The organism is Streptomyces sp. NPDC098789 (genome assembly GCF_044759975.1).
Taxonomy (GTDB): domain Bacteria; phylum Actinomycetota; class Actinomycetes; order Streptomycetales; family Streptomycetaceae; genus Streptomyces.
This window is the reverse complement of record NZ_JBIWAJ010000001.1, coordinates 153356-167961: the sequence shown is the minus strand read 5'-3', so window position 1 is coordinate 167961 and position 14606 is coordinate 153356. Positions and strand designations below refer to the sequence as shown.

General features: G+C 66.5%; 23 protein-coding genes. 22 read left to right on the top strand and 1 reads right to left on the bottom strand.

Features of this window, described 5'->3' with window-relative positions:
- Positions 1 to 97: 97 nt before the first annotated feature.
- A complete protein-coding gene (locus tag ACIQWR_RS00890) occupies positions 98 to 1048 on the bottom strand; it encodes a zinc-binding alcohol dehydrogenase family protein (RefSeq protein WP_404003904.1) in 951 nt (316 codons plus the stop codon).
- A 346-nt stretch (positions 1049 to 1394) separates the two neighbouring features.
- On the opposite strand from ACIQWR_RS00890, the gene ACIQWR_RS00885 reads away from it, so the two are divergent.
- The 22 genes from ACIQWR_RS00885 (at position 1395) to ACIQWR_RS00780 (ending at position 14548) form a co-directional block, all read left to right on the top strand.
- Positions 1395 to 1637 (top strand): hypothetical protein, encoded by a 243-nt coding sequence (locus tag ACIQWR_RS00885; RefSeq protein WP_404003902.1) that lies wholly within the window; start codon positions 1395 to 1397, stop codon positions 1635 to 1637.
- A 184-nt stretch (positions 1638 to 1821) separates the two neighbouring features.
- Positions 1822 to 2583: a hypothetical protein gene (locus tag ACIQWR_RS00880; RefSeq protein ID WP_404003900.1), complete on the top strand. Its 762-nt coding sequence runs from the start codon at positions 1822 to 1824 to the stop codon at positions 2581 to 2583.
- 54 nt (positions 2584 to 2637) lie between these two features.
- A complete protein-coding gene (locus ACIQWR_RS00875; protein WP_404003898.1) occupies positions 2638 to 3072 on the top strand; it encodes a hypothetical protein in 435 nt (144 codons plus the stop codon).
- 115 nt (positions 3073 to 3187) lie between these two features.
- A complete protein-coding gene (locus ACIQWR_RS00870) occupies positions 3188 to 3625 on the top strand; it encodes a hypothetical protein (RefSeq protein WP_404003896.1) in 438 nt (145 codons plus the stop codon).
- A gap of 88 nt (positions 3626 to 3713) precedes the next feature.
- The gene (locus ACIQWR_RS00865) at positions 3714 to 4532 is read left to right on the top strand and encodes an AAA family ATPase (RefSeq protein ID WP_404003894.1); all 819 of its coding nucleotides are present in this window, start codon (positions 3714 to 3716) and stop codon (positions 4530 to 4532) included.
- 12 nt (positions 4533 to 4544) lie between these two features.
- Entirely contained in the window at positions 4545 to 4928 is a 384-nt protein-coding gene (locus ACIQWR_RS00860) for a hypothetical protein (RefSeq protein ID WP_404003891.1), read from the top strand.
- A complete protein-coding gene (locus ACIQWR_RS00855; protein WP_404003888.1) occupies positions 4825 to 5472 on the top strand; it encodes a CHC2 zinc finger domain-containing protein in 648 nt (215 codons plus the stop codon). Before ACIQWR_RS00860 ends, ACIQWR_RS00855 begins: the two co-directional genes overlap by 104 nt.
- Positions 5354 to 5971 carry a topoisomerase gene (locus tag ACIQWR_RS00850; protein ID WP_404005004.1) on the top strand — a complete coding sequence of 206 codons (618 nt, stop codon included), beginning with the start codon at positions 5354 to 5356 and terminating at the stop codon, positions 5969 to 5971. The genes ACIQWR_RS00855 and ACIQWR_RS00850 overlap by 119 nt, the downstream gene beginning before the upstream one ends.
- A complete protein-coding gene (locus ACIQWR_RS00845) occupies positions 5968 to 6318 on the top strand; it encodes a hypothetical protein (protein WP_404003886.1) in 351 nt (116 codons plus the stop codon). Before ACIQWR_RS00850 ends, ACIQWR_RS00845 begins: the two co-directional genes overlap by 4 nt.
- Positions 6315 to 6533: a hypothetical protein gene (locus tag ACIQWR_RS00840; protein WP_404003883.1), complete on the top strand. Its 219-nt coding sequence runs from the start codon at positions 6315 to 6317 to the stop codon at positions 6531 to 6533. Before ACIQWR_RS00845 ends, ACIQWR_RS00840 begins: the two co-directional genes overlap by 4 nt.
- Entirely contained in the window at positions 6530 to 7723 is a 1194-nt protein-coding gene (locus ACIQWR_RS00835; RefSeq protein ID WP_404003881.1) for a hypothetical protein, read from the top strand. The genes ACIQWR_RS00840 and ACIQWR_RS00835 overlap by 4 nt, the downstream gene beginning before the upstream one ends.
- Positions 7720 to 8061, top strand: a complete 342-nt coding sequence (locus tag ACIQWR_RS00830) for a hypothetical protein (RefSeq protein WP_404003878.1) — start codon at positions 7720 to 7722, stop codon at positions 8059 to 8061. The genes ACIQWR_RS00835 and ACIQWR_RS00830 overlap by 4 nt, the downstream gene beginning before the upstream one ends.
- Positions 8058 to 8444 (top strand): hypothetical protein, encoded by a 387-nt coding sequence (locus ACIQWR_RS00825; protein WP_404003876.1) that lies wholly within the window; start codon positions 8058 to 8060, stop codon positions 8442 to 8444. The genes ACIQWR_RS00830 and ACIQWR_RS00825 overlap by 4 nt, the downstream gene beginning before the upstream one ends.
- Positions 8445 to 8645: 201 nt before the next feature.
- Positions 8646 to 8915, top strand: coding sequence for a hypothetical protein (locus ACIQWR_RS00820; RefSeq protein WP_404003873.1), 270 nt, complete (start codon positions 8646 to 8648; stop codon positions 8913 to 8915).
- A complete protein-coding gene (locus tag ACIQWR_RS00815; protein WP_404003870.1) occupies positions 8893 to 9405 on the top strand; it encodes a DUF6879 family protein in 513 nt (170 codons plus the stop codon). Before ACIQWR_RS00820 ends, ACIQWR_RS00815 begins: the two co-directional genes overlap by 23 nt.
- A 24-nt stretch (positions 9406 to 9429) precedes the next feature.
- Positions 9430 to 10272 carry a helix-turn-helix domain-containing protein gene (locus ACIQWR_RS00810; RefSeq protein WP_404003868.1) on the top strand — a complete coding sequence of 281 codons (843 nt, stop codon included), beginning with the start codon at positions 9430 to 9432 and terminating at the stop codon, positions 10270 to 10272.
- Between the two features lie 155 nt (positions 10273 to 10427).
- A complete protein-coding gene (locus ACIQWR_RS00805) occupies positions 10428 to 10811 on the top strand; it encodes a hypothetical protein (RefSeq protein WP_404003866.1) in 384 nt (127 codons plus the stop codon).
- Positions 10808 to 11350, top strand: coding sequence for an NUDIX hydrolase (locus tag ACIQWR_RS00800; RefSeq protein ID WP_404003864.1), 543 nt, complete (start codon positions 10808 to 10810; stop codon positions 11348 to 11350). The genes ACIQWR_RS00805 and ACIQWR_RS00800 overlap by 4 nt, the downstream gene beginning before the upstream one ends.
- Positions 11351 to 11738: 388 nt before the next feature.
- Complete coding sequence (dapF, locus tag ACIQWR_RS00795; protein ID WP_404003862.1) at positions 11739 to 12539, top strand: diaminopimelate epimerase; 801 nt, start codon at positions 11739 to 11741, stop codon at positions 12537 to 12539.
- Positions 12536 to 13630 (top strand): ATP-grasp domain-containing protein, encoded by a 1095-nt coding sequence (locus ACIQWR_RS00790; RefSeq protein ID WP_404003860.1) that lies wholly within the window; start codon positions 12536 to 12538, stop codon positions 13628 to 13630. Before dapF ends, ACIQWR_RS00790 begins: the two co-directional genes overlap by 4 nt.
- The gene (locus tag ACIQWR_RS00785) at positions 13563 to 14192 is read left to right on the top strand and encodes a C39 family peptidase (protein WP_404003857.1); all 630 of its coding nucleotides are present in this window, start codon (positions 13563 to 13565) and stop codon (positions 14190 to 14192) included. The genes ACIQWR_RS00790 and ACIQWR_RS00785 overlap by 68 nt, the downstream gene beginning before the upstream one ends.
- Positions 14192 to 14548 (top strand): glutamate ligase domain-containing protein, encoded by a 357-nt coding sequence (locus ACIQWR_RS00780; protein ID WP_404003854.1) that lies wholly within the window; start codon positions 14192 to 14194, stop codon positions 14546 to 14548. The genes ACIQWR_RS00785 and ACIQWR_RS00780 overlap by 1 nt, the downstream gene beginning before the upstream one ends.
- The last annotated feature ends 58 nt before the right edge of the window (positions 14549 to 14606 follow it).

The following is a 14606-nucleotide window of genomic DNA, read 5'->3' as shown; positions in this document are numbered from 1 at the left end:
CCCTGAACAAAACGCAGCGCCGCCTTCCCCGGCGACGCCACGAATACCTGTGGTCCCAAATCTGCGCCGCTGTGGAGCGCGGACTTAGAGATCGATGTTACTGCTGAGTTTGCTTGATCATTACCTTACCCATCGTCAGGCGGGCCTCAAGGTCCGTGTGCGCCCTCGCTGCCTCACTACTGTTGTAGCAGGGACCTATGACAGGCCGCAGATCCCCGCTTGCCGCGGCGGCGAACAGGGTGGCTATGGAGTCCCGCAGGGCATAGCGGACGCCGTACAGGTTCGGAAGCCAAAACCCCGTTACTGACTGCGACTTCTGCATGAGGTCTGTGATTGACGGCGAGCGGCGATCTCCCGAGACGCACCCGTAGACCGCCATCCGCCCACGAGGGGCGAGGGCGGCGAGAGTTGAGTCGAATACGGAGCCGCCCGTCATCTCCAGGGCGGCGCTCACGGGCCCTTCGTTGGCTTCGAGGATTCGCGCGGTGAGGTCCCCGTCCACGAAGGTATCGAGGACAGCGTCGGCCCCCAGGCCGCGGACGAGCTCGGCCTTGTCAGGCCCTCCGGCCAGGGCGATGACGCGGGCGCCTGCGAGCTTGGCGAGCTGGACCGCGAGGGAGCCGACACCGCCAGCAGCCGCCGGCACCAGCACCGAATCGCCTGCTGTGATCCTGATCACCGAGTGCAGGAGGTGCCACGCGGACTGGCCCTGGAGGGTGAGGGCCACGGCCTGGTCATCACTGACCTCGTCCGGGACCTCCCAGGTCAGAAGGCGGCGCACCACCGCCTTCTCTGCGTAACCGCCCCCCTGGCACAGCCCAACGACGCGACGCCCGTCGGGCAGGGTTCCCATGACTTCGTTGCCCGGGATGATCGGATACTCGACCGGCGCCAGGTAGTCCCCCTGCCGCACATGGATGTCCGCGTAGTTGACCCCGGACCGCGAGACGGTCACTACGTGGTGGCCTGCGATGGCTCTCGGGTCTGGCACCTCCATCTGCCGCAGCACCTCCGGGCCGCCCGCCTGAGTCATCACAATCGCTCGCATGTTGATCCTTTACTGGTTAGCTGTATCCACCACTTTATGGGCCCCCGTAAGGATTCATCTCGTCATTTCACGTGGCGAAACGGGCTGAAGCCGCCGCTCGTTTCGCCACATGAAACGAGCCCTGGTTCATTTCACGTGGCGAAATGAAAGGTTATTTCAATTCCCCAGAAGGGGTTTAAATCACTCCGACCGGAAGCCCTGGGTCCAGTACGGTTTGCAAGGGTTGACCAGAAGGCAGCCCAGCGGGCAAGATCTAGGCTCGCACGAACGTTCGACCGCTGGCGCGGGGAAGCGCTGGCACGGGGAGAGGAGCCGTCGGATGATGCATGGCCAGGGGGCGGTCTCCATGTGTGAAGCCGAACCGATCAGGCGTGCCGAGGTCCTGTACCTGCCGGGCGTCGCCCTGCACGTCGCCGAGGACCAGTCGGACTGCCACATCACGGTCAGCCCCAATCACGTTCCAGACCACCTGCGCCGCATCCTCCAGGTCGCCGAAGAGCGCGGTCTGGGACTCCTTGACCAGGATGAATGCGAGCCCACCATGCTCGCGGATGACTCCGTACGCCTTTACCTACAGACCGCCGCCTAATTACTTGGAGCCCAGCTTGCCCCTGCCCCTGACTGACCTGCCGGCCCCCGCTGTCCCTCGGGACGGGTGGGGGCGACCTCTTGTCGTACCCAAGACAGGAGGGACCCCCAAGCCGCTGACGAGGACAACCACGTACATCGACTGCATCGAGGACAAGGCGGCCCTGACTGCCTGGAAGACCCGCATGACCCTCGTTGGCGCATCCCGTGATCCGGCTCTCGTGGCGCGAACGAAAGAGTTGAACCCTGATACCCGTGAAGGGAAGACGGCACTGGACGGGCTCGCCGAGCGGGCCGTCACCCTCGCCGGGGCGAACAGGAAGCGCGAGCACGGGACCCATCTGCACACGCTCTCCGAGGCCGTAGACCGCGGGGAGCCCCTTCCTCTCGGCACGTCAGACCGCGATCTGGCCGACATGGCGGCGTACAAATTGGCGACCGTCGGGTTCGACACGGTGGACATCGAGCAGTTCGTCGTTGTGGACGAGCTCGGGGTAGGCGGCACATTTGACCGGCTCCTTCACTACTCAGGCCCAGGACCCGACGGCCGCCCCTTCAACGGCACGCTGATCGGCGACCTGAAGACCGGGTCGGTTCAGTACGGTGGGCTCAAAATGGCCAGCCAGCTCGCGGTCTACGCCCATGGCGAGCGCTACGATCACACGCCCTTCCCCGTGGATGGACGCGACAAGAAGGCCCTGGCCGCCTGGCGGAAGACCCCGGTGCCGGCCGATGAGGCCAAAGCCGCCTACGCCGAAGCGCCGGAGGTAAGCCGGGACTGGGGCGTGATCATTCACCTACCTGCCGGGGAGGCGGAGTGCACCCTGTACTGGGCGGACTTGCGGATCGGGTGGGAAGCGGCGCTCCTGGCTCGCGACATCCGACGCATGCGTGCAACTCGGGGGGCGCTCAACGAGTTCGGGAGCCCGGCCCGTCGAATCGTTTGATAGAGTGTAACTACGCACTGGGGAGGCCCGGTGGTCACGTGAAGGGAAACAGCGATGCCCGAAGAGGCTCTACCGATCACCATCAACATCCCATGCGGGGATGGCGAAGACGCCCCCCGAATCGCCTTCAGCGGCACCGCGAATGGCCTTCGCGAGGAGCTCGGCTCCTTCTTCGGGCTCGACCGTAAGAGTGTAACTGCGCTCACCCTTCACGAGATCCTCGTCGAGGTCAGCCAGCTCGCCAGAAGCGCGGAGGCCATCACCTCCGGGCTGGGCGCCCATGTCGTCCCGCAGGCAGCCGCACCGACGGCCCCAGCGCCGCAGGCCGCCCCCACCGGCAGCCCGTCGGCGGCCATCCTGGAGCAAATCACCGCCTGCCAGACAGCCGAGGAGCTGCGGCGCCTCTGGGCGGCCAACCAGGTCGCCTTCGCCGAGTCGGTCGTCATGGACGCCTGGAAGGCGCGTGGCCGAACGCTTCAGGCGTCGTGATGGGCCGTCGACTGCTTGGCGCGGCTGTTGCCGTGGTTCTCGCCACCGGGACCTTGAAGCCCCGCTCCCCCCACATCCCCTACCCCGTTCACCGAAAGAGTGGAGATCAGCACTAGTGACCCTGAACCTCAAGAGCATCCCGACGCAGGCCGGCGGTTGGTTCAAGCCGAAGGAAACGCTCGACGCAGTCGCCATCCTCGTCGAGGTATCGGCATGGGACCGCCAGCGCCCGACGCCCAACGGCCCAAAGGACAGCGCCCTTTGCAACGTATCCGTCTTCCGGACCCCGGAGCAGCTCTCGTCGCTGACCCCCGAGGTCTCGCAGGGGATGCGTATCGAGCAGACCGTCCTCGCCCGCGACCTGGAGACGATGATCGGCAGCGCCGTCCTCGTCACCGTCGCCCAGATCCCGCCGACGAAGCCAGGAGCCAATCCGGCATGGGTGTGGCGCCAGGTCAATGACCCGACCATCCGGGCTCAGGTCATCGCGTATGCCGAGCAGCGCGACAAGGCAGTCGAAGCCGCGGTGACCGCAGCTCCCACCTTCGACTGACAGATCGGCCAGCAGGAGGGGGCGGCCTCTGCGCCGCCCCCTCCCCTTCACGATTGGAGCCGATCAAGTGCTCACTCCCGGAAGGTCTTTGACCCTCCACGCCGAAGCGGGGCGCGAACTGCCGAGGATCGCGGCCTTCGAGGCTCTCTACAACATCGGCTGCCGCCCCCGCCAGGGCGAGGTCATCATGATCGCTGGCAGGAGTGGCACCCAGAAGTCCGGCCTCGCCCTGTACTGGGTCGCCCAGATGAACCTGCCCACGCTGTACTTCTCGGCCGACATGTCAGCCTTCACCGCCTCTTCGCGTCTGGCGAGCATGGCAACCGGCGACACGACCGAGATGGTCGAGGCGGGAATGGCGGCCGGTGGCCGGCACCGCGAGGGGTACCTGTCCGCGCTCGCGGACTCCCGCATCACCTTCTCCTTCGGAAGCCCGATCGCGTGGAAGAACGTGGACGAGGAGCTGGAGGCCTACATCGAGCTCTGGGACGCGTACCCGGAGGTCTTGGTCTTCGACAACCTCATGGACTTCGAGAACTCGGAGTCGGACTACACCGAGCAGATGGCCGTCATGAGCGGCTTGACCGAACTGGCCCGCGCGACCGGCGCCACCGTGATCGTCCTGCACCACGCGAGCGACAAGTCCTGGGAGGCGAAGTCCGACCCCTGGGCGCCACCCTCGCGCGATCAGGTCAAGGGTGGGCTCAGCGAGAAGCCAGAGCTCAGCCTGTCCGTCGCTCTCGACCCGTCCAGCCTCGAATACCGCATTGCTGTGATCAAGCAACGCATGGGGCCGAGCGACCCCACCGCCCGCCGGTACGCCACCCTCCGTTGCCATCCGGAGATCACTCGATTCTCCGCGCTCGCGCCACGTCAGTGGTCCCCGCTCGATGCGCTCAAGCAGTGAGGAATGTAAGAGTTGACTGACATAGCAGCGCGGAACCGGCGGAATAAGCGACGAGGGTCCGACTGGGAGTCGGAGCTCCGCGACCAACTCCGCGCCGCAGGCTTCGACATCGAGCGTCTGCGCCTCACGGGCAAGGACGACGAGGGCGATCACGTTGTCCGCCGCTCAGGCGGGCGCCTCCTGATCATCGAAGCCAAGAACGCGAAATTCGAGCCGGGCACCTTCGTCCGCGAGGCCCTGGGCGAGCGGGACAACTACGCGCGCCATCGCGGGCTGGTCTCCTCCGAGGTTGATGCCGTGGCCATCGTCCGTCGCCGGGGAGCGAGCTGGCGCGACGCCTACGTCCTCACCACGGTCTCCGAGTATTTCGGTCTGTCCCGCGCGGCCGAGCGGTGAGGCAGTTCGAGGAGATGGCCGAGCACCGACGCCTGGCCCGGGAGCTCTCCGACCTGCCGAGCGAGTCGGAACCCGATGGTCTCGACGACCTCGGATGGGACAGGCAGGCTGCCCACTTCCGGGGACGGAGGCTCGCATGAGACTTCGCGACATCGGCCGGCACGACAACGAGGACCAGCCGAAGCCCGATCTGGTGGCGGTCCTGGAGCACTACGGGGTCTCGATGACCCGGACCGGAATGGTCGCGTGCCCGCTGCACGAGGACCGCACCCCCTCGTGCTCCGTGGACGAGCACAAGGGCCTCTGGAAATGCCATAGCTGCGGCCAGGGCGGCGATTCATACAACCTGATCATGCAGAAGGAGAGCACCACCTTTGTCGGAGCGCGAACCCTTGCGGCCTCTCTCGGCCTCCCAGCGGACGATGCTGGAGGAGGCGACGAACACCTATCAGGCAGCGCTTACGGCGGACGCCGCCCACTACCTGGCCGAGCGAGGGATCGGCGAGGAGGAGGTGGCTACGTACCGGCTTGGCGTCGTAGTTGACCCTCTGCCCGGTCACGGCCGCTACCGCGGAATGCTGGCGATCCCCTACCTCGGCCACGACGGCCACACGCTGACCGTCCGCTTCCGCTGCCTGGAAAAGCATGATCACCGTGCCCTGGGCCACGGCAAGTACAACACCCTGCCGGGCGACCCGCCCCGCATCTACGGCGTCGACTCCATCCACCAGGCCGGAGACGAGATCCACCTCGGCGAAGGCGAACTCGACAGGATCATTCTCCGGAAGATCGGCTGGCACGCCGTATCGGCGCCCGGCGTCGAGATGTTCTTCGGCAGGCACCGCCGGATGCTCGCCGGGTTCTCCCGCGTCTGGGTGTGGTCCGACCCGGACGATGCCGGCGCCCGCCTGACCGCCAAAGTCACCCGGTCCCTCCGCTCCGCCGCGAGCGTCCGTCTGCGCGCAGGCGACGTGACCGAGACCTACAAGGCCGGAGGCGCCCAAGCCCTCTATGACCTACTCGAAGAGGAGAAGTCCAAGTGACCGAGAAGGCCCCCCTGAAGCGGGCGACCCGCAAGCCCGATCCAACCACCACCGTGCTGGCCGAGGTGCGAGCCGCTCGCAAGGCACTGGTCGACGAGGGCCGCCCGCTGGGCGGTGGACTGCGCCCCGAGCGCGCCCGCCTCCACTACCGCCGGGAAGCCGACCGCTGGGCCGAGATTGCCTTCGCCCGCTCCCTCGCCGACCGGCCCGGCCTGGACGCCGAACTGCTGGCCTCACTCAACACCGCCCTCGCCACTGCGGATTCGGCGGCTGCACGCGCCGAGCTGATCCAGGTAGCCGCGCTGGCGACGGCCGCTATCGAACAGCTCGACCAGGAGGCCTCGTGAGTACCCCCCTGCCGGGGAGGCCAGGCCCGCGGCTTCAGGCCGTATGGGCGGCGCTCACGCCCGTCGAGCGCGAAGCCTTCGAACGGCATCTCCTTCAGGGAACTGCCGCCGAGGATCTCGTCTGGATTCTCGACCGCTACGGACATCGCGTCTCCGCATCCACCATCCGTACCTACCGGCGCCGCCTGCGCCAGGAAGAGAACGATCACGCTTGAGTGACACCCTGCTCGACGAACTCCTCTCGAAGCCCGTAGGACCGCCCGTTCCTGCCCGCCTGATCGACCCTGACCGCGACTACACCCGCCAGATCGAAGTGTCCGGCGACGCCGCAGAGGTCACCGTCCGAGGACCCCAGGGCATCGACCCAGAATCGACTGCGGCCGACGTCCTTCGCGCGCATCAGCTTGACCCGGCTGAGTGGGAGGTAACAGCATTTCGGTCGTCTGAATGGACGATGCCGGGAGGCGAGACGGGCGTCTCCGCACGCTTCAACTTCGGCCGGCGCAAGGGTGCCGTCACCGAGCGGCCCAGCCTCGACGAGCTGCTTGCCGTCTTCGACAACTACACCCCACCCGTACGCCTGGCCCAAGGCATCGAAGGCGAGTGGACCTACGTCATCGCGCTCGGCGACATGCAGTTCGGCAAGGCCGACGGTGACGGACCCGAAGGGACGCTCCGCCGTTCGATCGAATGCATCGATCGAGCCGCAGTGCTGCTCTCCGAGTACCGCAAGCGCTTCACGATCGACCACGTTCACCTGGCTTGGCTTGGCGATCACGTCGAGGGCTTCGTGTCCCAGGGCGGCGCGAACACCTGGAGGACTCCGCTTACCCTTACCGAGCAGATCCGCCTCACACGGCGCCTGATGGCCTACGCCATCGTGAAGCTGGCCCCCCTCGTTTCCCGCCTGACGGTCGTTGCCGTACCTGGAAATCACGGCGAGGCCGTGCGGCCGGGCGGCAAGGGTGTGACCCGGTACGACGACTCCCACGACACCGAAGCCTTGATCTCCGTCAGCGAGGCCCTGGCGCTTGCAGGCGAGAACTTCGCGCACGTCGAGGTCTACGTGCCGGACTCCGACGAACTCACGGTCGTCGTCGACTGCTCCGGCACCGTCGTGGCCCACGCACACGGCCACCAGTGGCGTGCCGGCCGCCACTTCGAATGGTGGAAGGGCCAATCCTTCAACAAGGCGTCCGCCATGCACACCGCCGATCTTCTGCTTGCGGGCCACCTCCACCACGAGCTGATCGACACTGACGGTCCCAGGACCTTCGCCCAGGTCCCCGCCATGGAGTCCGAATCGACGTGGTGGCGGCACCGCACCGGCACCACTGGGGCACCCGGCCTGATGGTCATGGTGACCAAGGACGGCCAGGTACCGGTCAAGGAGGTGGTCCGATGAGCCTGGACCTCGCCGATCTCCGGTCCACCGGGGCCGGAGTGGACTGGTCCGTACTCGCCGAGCCGCAGGTCGACAGCGTGGCCAAGGCGGTCGCCCGGGGATTCGCCCGCGACTACGGGTTGACGCTGGAATACGACGACGCCTTCCAGGAGGCCGTCCTCGTCTGCGCAGAGCGGGCTACCGACGTCCGCCGCATCCTCGCCGACTCCGGGCCCGGCCTGCTGCATCGTTGGGTGTCTCAGCGCCTTCGGGATCGTTGGCTCACGGAGGCCCGGCATCGCACCGCCCACACGTCATACGAAGCCGCTCAGCAGGCGGCTGGAGCGGGTGACCGGTGAGTGGCTACGATCGGCGACTCGTCGAACACCTTCTGCCGGCCGTCTGGGACATGGAGGCCGCCTACGGCATCCGCAACCCCACGGCTCCTGACGCCGACATGCCGAAGGGCACGATCGACAAGAAGGCCGCGGGAACCCTGTTCGCTCACCTCGCGGACATCCGTCTGGGTTGGGCAGCGGCCCCCCTCTCGCTGGGCGAGCGCCAGGCCCTGCTTCTCCGGTACGGGGCTGACATCCATGACGACGAGGCCGGGGCCCTCCAGGGCGTGTCCGGCCGGGCTGTGCGGTACCGCTGCGAGCGCGGGGTCGGGAAGCTCGCCGCCCACCTCAACGGCGTCGCATATGTCGACGGCTACGACGGCCTGAGCGAGGCCGCAGCCTAGCCCGGGGGCGGGAAGTCGATCGGTTCCATTCAGCCAGCCCGCGACTCCGGGAACGGCTGATCGACTTCTCGCTCCTCACCCCCTTACCTGCATAGAGTCACCGTTGAAGTCCCGGCAAGTTTGGGCAAGTTCCTCGCCTTCCAGTGAAGGCGGGGGCAAGCTCTGGCATGGGAAGCATCACCGGCAATCGAGGAGGACATCATGGCTCTGCGCATGCTCGGTAAGGACCCCAACAGCCCTGACGGCAACTCCCCTACGATCTACGTGGACGAGGAGACGGACAGGTACCTCGTCCAGGGTTACAAGGTCCTGGACGAGGAGCGGCTCAAGCAGTTGAACCTCCCCGCGCACGAGGGGGCGGTGGAGATCCCGCGCTATATGGTGCAGTTCTTCCTGGCGAGCGACAGGGAGGCCGCCGCCAAGAACGCCGAGCCGGAGGAGAAGAAGGTTGTCGAGTCCCCCGACGTTTAAGGACCTGTTTCGCGACTGCCAGCGGACGGCCATCCACCTGGAGAGCCGGGACGCGTACAGCAAGACGCACTCGACCTTCGTCGACTGGAAGGCCGGCAGGCCGATCGATCCAGTCGAGCGCTGGGCCGCCTGGCACTCGATCGTCTCAGAGGCAGTATCGCGAGGTGTCGAGGTTCGTCGAGCCCGGATCGTATCGACACCCGTGAGCGAGTACATCCGCTTCGAGCACGAGGTGACCGAGGGGCTCAACATCGCGGCGGGCGAGCAGGTTCGGTGGCTGGCTCGTCGGAATGCTTCAGACCTACTCGTGCCCGGAAACGACTTCTGGCTGTTCGATTCCCGGCTGGTATACCTGAACCATTTTGACGGGGAGGGTGAACCCACGGAGCCTGAGATCACCGAAGACCCGGAGATCGCGAAGCTCTGCGAGTCTGCCTTCGACTCCGTCTGGAGCAGGGCAATCCCGCACGCCGACTTCGAAGCCCGCTGAGCACCACATAGGATCGTCACCTCCATGGAACCGGCATCTTCGAGCGCGCAGGAAGCGCGCAAGGCGCTCGGGAAACGGCTCGCAGAGATCCGGGAAGCATCCGGACTCACCAAGCGAGCCCTTTCCGAGAGACTGGGGTGGCACGAATCGAAAGCATCGCGCTTCGAGAGCGCCAAACGCGCGCCCTCGGAGCGCGATCTTCGCGAATGGTGTAGCGCATGCGGTGCTGACGGCGAAGCGGACCATCTCGTTCGGACCGCCCGCCGCATCGAGGGCATGTACGTCCAGTGGCAGCAGTTGGAGAGCAGCGGGCTCAAGCAGGCCCAGCAATCAGCCCTTCCCCTTTGGGATCGGACACAGCAATTCCGCTTCTACTCGCCGTGGCTGATCCCTGGACCGGTGCAGACGGCCTCCTACATCAAGGCGTTGCTGACCTCCATCCGTGACCGTCGCAACACGATCGACGACGTCGACGCGGCTGTTGAGGTCCGCCTTGAGAAGCAGAAGATCGTATACACGCAGCGCACATTCGCCATCCTCTTGGAGGAGAGCGCCCTTTACAACCGGATGGGCGGCACCGACGTGATGGTGGGCCAACTCGGCTACCTTCTCAGTGCCATGGCTCTACCCAGAGTGGCTATAGGGATCATTCCCCGCCATATCGAGCGACCACTCATGCCCGTCGAAGGCTTCTTCATGTTCGACGACCACACAGTCAAAGTCGAACTCGTTTCAGCTCACCTTACGGTCGAGCAGGAGCATGAACTCCGCATGTACTCACAGACGTTCGCCGAGCTTTACGAGATGGCCGTGTTCGGCTCGGCTGCTCGGGAAATCATCACCGCTGCCATCGAATCGTTCGGGTGATCGACTGGCAAGTCCGGGCAAGTTCCGCTTGAGCGCGGCAAGTTCCGGCAGGTTTCACTACCTCCTGGCAAGTGCGGGCAATTTCCTGGTGCTCCTGCTATCTCCGTCCGTAGCTTGATGCTTCCGGCTCCAGAACTTGCCCGGAGGAGGCAGAGATGGCTTTGGCAAGTACCGGCAAGGCGTTGGGGGCGGCTGAGGAATCGGCCGAGAATTCCCCCATCGACTCCGAGGAAATCTCCTTACGTACGGATTCAATCCTCGCGATGCGGATGGGGTCCACGACCCGCGAGGACATCGACGGCGTCACGCCGGCAGTCGTCCAGCACCTGAACCTCCTGCTCAACCAGGACCTGGGGGCGGACAAGGACGCCGAGGTGCAGCAGCTCGTCCGCAAGGGTCTTGCCCTGATTGACCCCAAGGAGCGCCCAACCGCGGGCACGCCGACCTTCGGGGCGTGGCTCTACGCCCGAGACGTCGCCACGCTCACGCGGCGGCTGCTCTGGGTCTACACCGAGCTCAACGGGCTGGACGCGCCGTGAGCGTCAAGGGAGACCAGATCATCCGGGAGCTCTCCCACTATCTCCACGAACACCCCGGCGACCAGATGGCGTTGATGCCGGTGTACGACGCCGCCCTTGACCACTCACGGCGCCAAGCCTGTACGCACGACCAGCGCTGTCCCCTCGTGATGACGGCGGCCGTCATCGTCGATGAGTACGACCGCGTCTTGTGCCTGCGCCACGAGGGTGACTACGCCCTCGCCGAGGCGGAGCCCGAGGATCAGGACGACTCGCTGAGCGAGGCGGCCCTCCGCCTGCTGGCAGAGGAGGCCGGCATTCGGGACGTATGGACGGAGCCCGGGAGGGAGAGCCCCTTCCTGGTCGACGTGACGCCTGCCGGCAGACACCCGTACGGACCTCGCCTCCGGGTCGGCATCCGCTACCTCTTCCGGGCGCACTCGGGCGCCGTGTTCCCCTCGATGCTCCACGTCGGCGCGGCGGCCTGGGTGCCCATCGCTGAGGTCGGTATTCCGGCTCTCCGTGAGCGGCTGGAAAGCCTCTCGATCGGAACCCGATGAGCCCGCGCAACCAGCAAATCGGCTACGTCACCTGCCTCGTGATAGTCGGCGGGGCCCTCCTGCTGGCCATCTGGAGGAACTGATGCAGGAGCGCAGGATCAAGGGATCGCAGGCCAAGCCGACCCCTCCCGTCGGGACGGTCGAACAGCCGAGCACACCGCCGAGCGATGTCCAGGTAGGCGACTTCCTTTACCTCAACGGCAGCTTTCAGCGCGTCCGGGACATGAGGACCGCCAGCACCTCGGGCCACCGCGTCTTGCACTTCGCTGGACGGGCCCCGCTGATCATGCGCAAGGCCCTGACTGTCTACCGGCTTCTCACCCGGGGCTAATCAGAGCGCGCCCGCATCGCACCGCTCTTCACACCTCAAGCCGCAAGGAGCTTCGTCATGCGCTTCCGCAAGGTCCACGGAGCAGGCAACGACTTCGTACTGCTCACCGACGTCGCCCCGGCGAACGTCCGAGAATGGCCCAAGGAGGCCGAACGCCTCTGCGCTCGACGTACCGGTGTCGGCGCGGACGGGCTCGTCATCAGCAGCCTGCTCAGCGACGAGCCGGCCGTTCTTGAAGTCGACTGCTTCAACGCGGACGGGTCGGTGGCCACGATGTGTGGCAACGCCCTCCGTTGCTCCGCCTGGGCCGCGCAGCAGGACCACGGCTTCAGCGAGATGCGCCTTCGCATGGCCGGGGTCATGCACGAGGCACGCGTCACGGATGACTCAGTGTGGGTAACTGCCGAGGTCGGCATGGTTGACCTGCGCCGGGTCCAGACCGTGATCAACGGTAAGCCGACCTGGTTCGACAGCGTGCACACCGGCACCGAGCACGTCGTCGCCATCGTGGACGACGTGGACGCCGTCGACGCGGCGTTGATCGGACGGCTCATCCGTCACCACGAAGCCCTCGCGCCGCTCGGCACGAACGTCAACTTCATCCAGCCCTTCGGCAACCAGGCGCTGAAGATTCGGACGTACGAGCGCGGCGTCGAAGAGGAAACCCTGTCGTGCGGCAGTGGAGCCGTCGCCGCCGTCATCGTCGCCAGGCTGCGCGGACTCGTCGGCCTTCGCCCCGTCACGATCCACAACCGTGCTGGCGAGCCGCTCACGGTCCGCTCCCACAACAACCGACCCGAGCAGACGCAGTGGGTCGGGGGCCCGGTCACCAACACCTTCGAAGGGGTACTTGCATGACTCTCTTCTTCACGTCCAGCTCGGAAGCCGCGGTGCAGAATGCCACCGCGTTCCTCCGCGACTGGCAGCGTGACCACCAGGGGCTCAGGGTTGCCCTGGTCTACGGCCCGGTGTCGGCCGAGGACCGGCTCTACCACTCGAAGTGCCCCGTGGACCAGCGGTCCGTGACTGCGCTCGCCGGGGCCCTGGACGAGATCGGTGCCTCGTGGCGGGAGCTGAACCCGTGCGAGGTCGACTTCATCCGGGAGGTGTCCACGTACGACGTGGTCCTCTCCAACCTCCACGGCCCGTACGGCGAAGACGGGCGCCTGCAAGGTCTGCTCGACTACGTGCGCGTGCCGTACTGCGGCAGCGGAGTTGGGGCGTCCGCAGTGACCGCCGACAAGATCCTCTGCAAGCGAGTCATGCTGACCCTCGGGGTCCCCACGCCGGGGTGGTGGGCATGGTCGGCCGGCAGCGCGATCAAGTGGAACGGCCGACCCGTCATGGTCAAGCCGCCCTTCGGTGGGTCGAGCGTGGGCATGAGCCTGGTCCGCGAGCAGGCGGATCTCGCCACGGCGCTGGAGGAAGCGGTCGGCGAGGAGGGTGACACGGTCCTCGTCGAGGAATACCTGACCGGTGTCCCGCTGACCGTCGGCATGTTGGAACTGCCCGGTGGCGATGTCGTCGTGTTCCCCGCGCTGGCGACCGAGGCCATCGAGGCGGAGTTCTACGACGCCGACACGAAGCTCGATGCGGACTCGAAGGGCGGCGTGGCCGTGAGGGCTGCCGAGCTGACCCCCCAGGTGCTGGACAAGGTCAACGAGCACGCCATCGCGTTGTGGAACGGGCTCGGACTCCGCGGCTCCGCCCGTGTGGATTTCATCCTCACCGAGGACGGCGAGCCGTACGTGCTGGAGGTCAACAGCACGCCGGGGATGTCCCGCGAGAGCAACTTCGTGGTGGGCGCCGCGATGGTCGGACTCACGCATACGGACGTGGTGCTGGCCCTGCTACACGAGGCGCTGACCCGCCAGCCGTACGATGTCCCCCTGCCCTCTCCCGCGTTCTCCGGTAGCACGGCGACTCGGGAGGCTGCCGTCTCACCGTAGGAGCCCTGCCGTTGTGCCGCGCGTCCACGATGTCCCCCTGTGCCGTCAGCTCATCTCCCCCGCCGAATGGGATCTCCACGGAGGGTGGGCACTGGGAGACAGGATCGAATGGTCCAACCGGGCGTGCGGCCTGGCATCGCTGAGAATGATCCTGCTCGCCTACGGGCGGGAGGCGCCCACGGTGACGGAACTCCTGAAGCTCGCCGTGAAGCACGAGGTTCTGACCCCGCGTGGAGCACTTCACGCGGGGATCGCGAACCTGTCGACCGAACTAGGCGTTCCCGGCCTGGCAGAACCCGTCCCCGACGAAAAACTGCTCGACCGCCTCGATGACGCCCCCCTCATCGTGTCCGTGACCGAGCAGTTCCCCGAAGACGGCCGATCAGGCGGTCACCTCGTCATCCTGCGCGGCTACGAGGACGGCCCCGATCCGACGATCCTCTTCCGAGACCCGTCGGCTTGGGGCCAAGCGCATGATCAGGTCCCCCTCAGCCGTCTGTCCGCTTCGTACACGGGCCGCGCCATCACCTTCGCGCCCCTCGTCCACAACGGAGAGTCCTGATGACCGAGGTCGAGGCCGAGGGCGGCCGACGGATCGCCGTGTTGGGCGAAATGCTGGAGTTGGGCGACGAAGCAGTAGAGGCCCACCGGCAGGTGGGACGCATGGCCGCTGAGAACGGCGTGGACCTTGTGGTAGCCGTTGGCGGCAGCCTGGCCAAGCAGCTCGCGCTCGCGGCTGGAGAGGCCGGCGTACCAGAGGTGGCCATGGTCGCCGACAACGAGACCGCTGCGGCTTACGTCGATTCCCTCCTCCGGCCGGGCGACGTGGTCCTCGTCAAGGCTTCACGTGGCGGAATGCTGTGGCAAGTCGCTCAGGCTCTCGCGGGACAGCCCGTCACGGGGCTCGGAGACCACTGAGGTCAGCAGACATTCGCCCCGGTTCGCCCCTCGCGCGAGGCGAGCGAGCCGGGGCTCT

Coding starts and splice junctions, on each gene's coding strand:
- ACIQWR_RS00890 (WP_404003904.1), bottom strand. CDS start 1,048: ATGCGAGCGATTGTGATGACTCAGGCGGGCGGCCCGGAGGTGCTGCGG.
- ACIQWR_RS00885 (WP_404003902.1), top strand. CDS start 1,395: ATGTGTGAAGCCGAACCGATCAGGCGTGCCGAGGTCCTGTACCTGCCG.
- ACIQWR_RS00880 (WP_404003900.1), top strand. CDS start 1,822: ATGACCCTCGTTGGCGCATCCCGTGATCCGGCTCTCGTGGCGCGAACG.
- ACIQWR_RS00875 (WP_404003898.1), top strand. CDS start 2,638: ATGCCCGAAGAGGCTCTACCGATCACCATCAACATCCCATGCGGGGAT.
- ACIQWR_RS00855 (WP_404003888.1), top strand. CDS start 4,825: ATGCCGTGGCCATCGTCCGTCGCCGGGGAGCGAGCTGGCGCGACGCCT.
- ACIQWR_RS00830 (WP_404003878.1), top strand. CDS start 7,720: ATGAGCCTGGACCTCGCCGATCTCCGGTCCACCGGGGCCGGAGTGGAC.
- ACIQWR_RS00820 (WP_404003873.1), top strand. CDS start 8,646: ATGGCTCTGCGCATGCTCGGTAAGGACCCCAACAGCCCTGACGGCAAC.
- ACIQWR_RS00810 (WP_404003868.1), top strand. CDS start 9,430: ATGGAACCGGCATCTTCGAGCGCGCAGGAAGCGCGCAAGGCGCTCGGG.
- ACIQWR_RS00805 (WP_404003866.1), top strand. CDS start 10,428: ATGGCTTTGGCAAGTACCGGCAAGGCGTTGGGGGCGGCTGAGGAATCG.
- dapF (WP_404003862.1), top strand. CDS start 11,739: ATGCGCTTCCGCAAGGTCCACGGAGCAGGCAACGACTTCGTACTGCTC.
- ACIQWR_RS00790 (WP_404003860.1), top strand. CDS start 12,536: ATGACTCTCTTCTTCACGTCCAGCTCGGAAGCCGCGGTGCAGAATGCC.
- ACIQWR_RS00785 (WP_404003857.1), top strand. CDS start 13,563: ATGTCCCCCTGCCCTCTCCCGCGTTCTCCGGTAGCACGGCGACTCGGG.
- ACIQWR_RS00780 (WP_404003854.1), top strand. CDS start 14,192: ATGACCGAGGTCGAGGCCGAGGGCGGCCGACGGATCGCCGTGTTGGGC.